General features: G+C 49.8%; 2 protein-coding genes. Both read left to right on the plus strand.

Translation table 11 applies throughout. From position 1 onward, the window contains the following. The coding region (locus GX117_09325; protein ID NLO33540.1) for a hypothetical protein at positions 1-1,434 on the plus strand (1,434 nt) is incomplete at its 5' end. Positions 1,435-1,590: 156 nt separating this feature from the next. After that, on the plus strand, positions 1,591-2,175 hold the full coding sequence (locus GX117_09330) for an acid shock protein (GenBank protein ID NLO33541.1): 585 nt from the start codon (positions 1,591-1,593) through the stop codon (positions 2,173-2,175). The last annotated feature ends 110 nt before the right edge of the window (positions 2,176-2,285 follow it).

Here is a 2,285-nt window from a genome sequence, read left to right on the forward strand (position 1 = left end):
CTTCGCAACAACGGCGTGAAGCTCGAAGAGGGCTGGTACAATCTTCGTTGTATGGGCAACTATCTTAACTTAGATGCCAATGGCAACGTAGAGCTACGCGATAAAACGAACACTGTACAGGGAAACGCAAAGTTCTATGCCCGTTTTGACGGGGAGTTACTTCTGGAAACAGAGGACGGAAAATATCTGGGATTGGACACGCGGAAAATGAGCAACGGTCTGCGGGTCAAGGCGGTAGAGAATACATCCGTTAATCTGGTCCGTTGGGATATTTACAACGAAGACAAGTCCACCAAGGATATTTGGAGCCTGCGCCCGCGCATGGAGATTGATTACGTCTTAAACGCATCCGGGCAGAAAAATGCGAACGGAACTCAGATCATCATTTGGGAGCATATCGACAAATGGCGTTGCCCGAGCGAACCCATTCCCGATTCGCCGGAACACGCAGAAATCCGGTTTATCCCCACAACTCCCCCGGACGGAGCGACGGTGCCCGGCACCCCGAAGACGCCCGCCGACGGTTGGTATAGTCTGCGGTTTGACGTCGAGGAGGTCAACAACATCGTGGACGTCATCCGCGCCGACTTGGTACAACTGAATAGTTGGAGCTGCGCCATGCAGTGGACCCGGGCATTTTATGTGGAAAATAAGGGCGACAACACAATGACGCTACGGGTTGCGGACGGCAGATATATTGGCACAGTGCCGGACAAATATTACGGCTATATAGTCTCGGCGGTAAATAAGCCATTCTTGTGGAAAGCTCGCTCTTACAGCCCCGGATTAACCAATAATCAGGGTAAGTACACATTATCTCCCGCAACAGACACTGATTTATACTTTCAGGTGCATGCAGGAAACTTCTCATTGGGAGGCATGTTCCCGGTAAGAGGAGGTCTTGCCGGGTCTAAATCTACGACTATCGTCTTCTGGGAATTGAGCGGTGATGACATTCCGAAGACGAGTGGCTGGGCGACCCCGAAGGTTACCGCCTCCCCAAGCAATACGAATTTTGTCATGAACGGCAAACCCGTATCTGTGACAGCGGCGTACACCATAAACAGCACCAATTACTTACAGCTTCGCGCAATCGCGGCAATGCTCAGCGGCACCGCCGCCCAGTTTGATGTGGACTGGGACGGACAGTATGCTGTGATTGAGCCCGGAAAGCCGTACAGCGGTGCGGTCACCCAAACCAAGCTGCAAAATACAACAAATATTAGGCAGAGCGGAACGAAATTCAAGCTGAACGGCGAAGTATTTACCTTTTCAGACGCTCGGCTGATTGACACCGATACCAACTACCTTCAGCTGCGTGAGTTTGCACAAAAGCTCTCAGGCACGGAATCCCAATTCAATGTGTACTGGGACGGTGCATCGGGTCAGGCGGTTATTCAGCCCGGCATGGCGTATACAGGATCAGCAGCATGATGATCAGAAAGGTGTGAAACCCTTTCCTATCCAAATTCATGTTTCATGTCGAAAAAACGATGTTTCATGCAGACAATGGTTTTTAACATAAAATTTTTGATAGAGTGAACCCCTGGGAATTTGCCCGATACAAACCCAAAAGTGGAGGATTTAGAAATGAAAAAGATACTGGTACTTATGATGGCGCTTGTTATGGTGCTGAGCCTTGCAGCCTGCGGAGGGGACAGCGCTGCACCCGATTCCACTCCCGCTCCCGAGACATCCGCACCCGCAGCATCGGAAGCAACGTTTGTTTCGATGACGTTCGGTGATATTACCATGAATGTGCCGGACGTTTTTAGCGAGGTTACCTATACCGAGGGGACGTATCTATCCAACGGACCCGATTCCGCAGTCTCAGTGTCCGACGCAATGGAAGTAACAGAGCTTGACTTTCTGCCTGCCGAGTGGGACGAGAGCATTGCACAGAGCATAAGCGAAATGCTGTTTAGTGAGACATACAGCAATATTGAACTGGCTGCCTTTGAAGGCAATGTCAATATGAACGGGAATGCCGCGGTTTATTTTGCCTTCTACGGCGAAAATTCAAGCGGCGAAGAGCGGCTGGTTCAAGTCGTATATCTTTTTAATGACGACCAGACCCAGCAGTACCTCGTCAGCCTCATACACAATGCTGATGATGAATTTTTTGCAGCTGAAGTGGGCGGCGAAATTATAAACAGCATTACCCTTAACAAGTAAACGCCGTGGTCAATAGGCAGACAGATACTTGGACTCTCCGCCCATTCAAAAATAAAAGAGTGAGGATATATTGTGCTGCCAACTTTCATCACAATCGCCGTAATTGTTGC

It is taken from the genome of Candidatus Hydrogenedentota bacterium (assembly GCA_012523015.1).
GTDB lineage: Bacteria > Hydrogenedentota > Hydrogenedentia > Hydrogenedentales > CAITNO01 > JAAYBJ01.

Bases quoted from the DNA above. Each gene is read 5' to 3' on its own strand.
- GX117_09330 (NLO33541.1), top strand. From the start codon at position 1,591: ATGAAAAAGATACTGGTACTTATGATGGCGCTTGTTATGGTGCTGAGC.